This is a genomic window from Streptomyces katrae, from assembly GCF_000966975.1.
Classification (GTDB): Bacteria; Actinomycetota; Actinomycetes; order Streptomycetales; family Streptomycetaceae; genus Streptomyces; species Streptomyces katrae.
Window position 1 is genome coordinate 1 of the sequence record NZ_JZWV01000301.1, and the last position, 3,616, is coordinate 3,616.

The following is a 3,616-nucleotide window of genomic DNA, read 5'->3' on the forward strand; positions in this document are numbered from 1 at the left end:
TCGCCCGCCTCCTCGAACGCGGCAACGGCGCCCGCCTCCAGCGCGGGCTCCTGCGCACCACCGGGGACCTGCGCGCCGTGGTCGCCGAATGCGTCCGCCTCACCACGGCGCCCGCCGGCGCGTAGCGCGTGGGGCGCGATGGTCGGGACGGGTGAGCCCGGCCGAGGGCGGCGGCGTGTGCGGGGTCCTTCGGCGAAGCGTCGTGCGAGGGTGCTCGGGCCCCAGCCGACTCCGCCACCGGGAGCCCCCGATGCTCGAACGCACACCGCTCAAGGGCCGTACACGGGTCACCTTCGTCCTCCCGGAGGGTGCCCCGGACGGCCCCGTCAGCGTGGTGGGGGATTTCAACCACTGGAACCCGGCCGCGCACCCGCTCCGGGCCCGTGGCGACGGGACCCGCGCGGTCACCGTCGTCCTGCCCGCCCACAGCGGACACTCGTTCCGGTACCTGGCGGCGGGGGACTACTGGTTCGACGACGAGCAGGCCGACGGGCACGACGGCGCCAACAGCCGCATCCACACCTGACGGGGGCGGGTGCCGCCGCGTCCGGGACGGGACGCGGATGCGGGCCGCCGGAAGGAGGGGGACCCTTGGAGAGGGCGCCCGCGCCCGCGTCCGCGCCCGCGTCCGAAGGAGGACACGATGTCGATCGTCGACAAGCTCAAGGAAATGCTCGGCAAGAACCCGGACCAGGCCAAGCAGGCCGTGGAGCGCGGCGGCGACATGGTCGACGAGCGCACGGGCGGCAAGTACAGCGACAAGGTCGACATGGCCCAGGAGAAGGCCAACGAGTTCATCGACCGCGACCGGCCGCAGCAGCCTTGACCTGACTCCCCGTCGGCAGCCCGTCGTATGGCCGGCCGGCCCAACTCCCAAAGAAATTCTGCAAAAATACTTTTGGAAAACCTTCAGGGCTGCCTAGCCTGCCGTCATGGCAAGCGAAGAAGACAGGCGCGTCCTCGATCCCGAGCGCGACGCCGCAGCCCTGAAGGCACTCACCCACCCCCTGCGCATCAGACTCCTCGGTCTGCTCCGGCAGGACGGCCCGGCCACCGCCAGCGAACTCGCCGTCAGGACGGGCGAGTCGTCCGCCTCCACCAGCTACCACCTGCGCGTGCTGGCGAAGTACGCCTTCGTCGCCGAGGCGGAGCACCGTGACGGACGGGAGCGCCGGTGGCGGGCGGCGCACGCGGCCACCTCCTGGAGCGGCGGGGCCATGGCGGCCACCCCGGACAGCCGGGCCTACGTGGGGCTGTCGCGCCGGGTCCAGATCGAGCACCTGGAGACCTCCCTCGCCCGGCACGAGGCCGATGTCGCCGCCGGACGCCTGGGGGAGGAGTGGGCCGGGGCGGCCGGGATCAGCGACCAACTGCCCCGCCTGACGCCCGAGTCGCTCACCGAGCTCTGGGACGCGTTCCAGAGCAAGCTCGGGGAACTGACCGCCCGTGACGCGACGGACCCGCGCGCCGCGCAGGTCGTGCTCCTCACCGCGGGCCTGCCCCTCGCACCCCACACCCCCGCAGCGGACGCGGAACCCGGCGCCGACGCGGAGCCCGGCACCTCCCGGACCGGCGCGGGGAGCGGCTCGTGACCAGGTCCCCGCTGGACCCGGCCGCCGCCCGACGGCGCTACGCCACGCTCTGCGCGCTCTTCTGGCTGCCGCTGGGCCTGGCCGTCGCCCCGCTGATCCTGCTGTTCACCGAACGAGGCATGTCCCTGGCGGCCATCGCGGGCCTCTTCGCCGTGCACTCGCTCACCGCCGCGGCCCTGGAACTGCCCACCGGAGGCCTCTCCGACGTCCTGGGGCGCCGGGCCGTGCTGGCCGCCGCGGGCCTGCTGGACCTGGCCGGCCTGACCCTCGTGGCGCTGGGCACCACCGCCTGGCCGCTCGCGGTGGGGATGGCGCTGCTGGGCACCGGCCGCGCCCTGTCCAGCGGCCCGGCCGAAGCCTGGTACGTGGACACCGTCCGCGCCCACTCCGGCTCCGGCGCCGACCTGCGTACCGGCCTGGCCCGCGGCTCCTCCGCGATCTCCGCCGCCCTCGCCGCCGGGACGCTGCTGGGCGGCGCCCTCCCCTGGCTGCTCGGACTCGGCCCCGGCCCCGGGGCACGGCTGGGCGAAGCCACCTCCGGTCTGGTGCCGCCCCTTTCCCTCCCGCTGCTGCTGGGTGCGGCGGTCGAGGTGGCCTTCGTGCTGTACGTGCTGACCTCCCTGCCCGAACCGCCCCGCCCGGCCGCCACCGTGCGCCACGTCCGGCGGGGCGTCCCGGCCGCCGTCGCGGGCGGCCTGCGCCTCGGGAGCCGTGACGCGCTGGTCCGCCGGGTGCTCCTCAGCGCGGGTGCCGCCGGCGGGGCCGTGGCCGCGGTCGAACTGCTCACCCCGCGCCGGGCCGCCGCCCTCACCGGCGCGGCGGAGTCGGGGGCGGTGCTCTTCGCCGCACTCGCCTGCGCCGGATTCCTCTGCTCCGCCCTCGGCAGCCACCTCGCACCCCTGGCCGCCCGCCTCACGGGCAGCGGCGAACGCGCCGTCCTGCTCGCCCTCGGGGCCGGAGCGGGCGGCGTGTTCCTCCTCGGTGCCACCTCGGCGGCGACGGGGGCGGCCGCCACCGTCCTCGCGGCCACCGGCTACGGCCTGGTCTACCTGGGGCTCGGGGCGGCGGGCCCGAACGAGAACGACGTCCTGCACCACCGCGTCCCCGACGCGGTCCGGGCCACGGCGCTGTCCGTGCAGTCCCTCGCGACGCAACTGGCCGGAGCGCTGTCCGGTCTGCTCGCCGGAGCCCTGCCGCCCGGGCCGCTGCCCTGGCTGCCGGCGGGTGCCGCACTCCTGGCCGGAGCCCTCCTGTGGGCCCGCCGCGGGCAACGGCCCGGGCCCGCCGCCCGGGTGGCACCCTCCGGGGAGCCGGGCGAGGCGCCGGGCGAAGAGCCGAAGACACCCGGGGACCGGGTCGCGGCGCGGCGATGAGTTCGGGGGCGGCCGCCGGTCTATCCCTTGACGGAGACGACCGACGCACCAGGAGGAAGCCATGGGCCTCATCCACATCGAGATGTTCGCCACCCTCGACCTGGTCGGGCAGGCGCCCGGCGGCCCCGACGAGGACCCGGTGGGGTTCCCGTTCGGCGGCTGGCAGGCGCCCCTGATCGACGAGGCCGTGGGGGCGCAGGTGGCGGCCGCGTACGAGGGGACGGACGCCCTCCTGCTCGGCCGGCGGACCTACGACATCTTCGCCGCCTACTGGCCGCACCAGAAGGGCGGCCAGGACGGCGACATCGCCACGCTCTTCAACGCCGTCCCGAAGTACGTGGCCTCCCGCGGCAGGCCCGACCTCTCCTGGGCCGGATCCACCCTGCTCGGCCCGGACCTCGCGGACGCGGTGCGCGAGGTCCGTGACCGCCACGAGAACGTGAAGGTGGTGGGGAGCCTGAACCTCCTGCAGACCCTCCTGCGCGAGAGGCTCTTCGACCGGCTGGACCTCTGGCTGCACCCGATCGTGCTCGGTGTCGGGAAGAAGGTGTTCGACGGCGGCGAGGTACCCGCGAACCTCACGCTCCTGCAGCCCCCGGCGGCGAGTTCGAAGGGAACGGTGTACCTGCGGTACGGCTGTCTCTTATACAC

5 protein-coding genes are annotated in these 3,616 nt (G+C 75.2%); all 5 read left to right on the top strand.

Going from position 1 to position 3,616, the window contains the following annotated elements; genetic code table 11:
- Positions 1–250 precede the first annotated feature (250 nt).
- On the top strand, positions 251–526 hold the full coding sequence (locus VR44_RS12215; protein ID WP_045947477.1) for an isoamylase early set domain-containing protein: 276 nt from the start codon (positions 251–253) through the stop codon (positions 524–526).
- A 117-nt stretch (positions 527–643) separates the two neighbouring features.
- Positions 644–826 carry an antitoxin gene (locus tag VR44_RS12220; RefSeq protein ID WP_045947478.1) on the top strand — a complete coding sequence of 61 codons (183 nt, stop codon included), beginning with the start codon at positions 644–646 and terminating at the stop codon, positions 824–826.
- A gap of 106 nt (positions 827–932) precedes the next feature.
- Positions 933–1,592, top strand: a complete 660-nt coding sequence (locus VR44_RS12225) for an ArsR/SmtB family transcription factor (protein ID WP_045947479.1) — start codon at positions 933–935, stop codon at positions 1,590–1,592.
- Positions 1,589–2,965 carry an MFS transporter gene (locus tag VR44_RS12230; protein WP_094191577.1) on the top strand — a complete coding sequence of 459 codons (1,377 nt, stop codon included), beginning with the start codon at positions 1,589–1,591 and terminating at the stop codon, positions 2,963–2,965. Before VR44_RS12225 ends, VR44_RS12230 begins: the two co-directional genes overlap by 4 nt.
- Before the next feature lie 61 nt (positions 2,966–3,026).
- Positions 3,027–3,616: dihydrofolate reductase family protein (locus VR44_RS12235; protein WP_045947480.1), on the top strand; the 590-nt coding region annotated here is incomplete at its 3' end.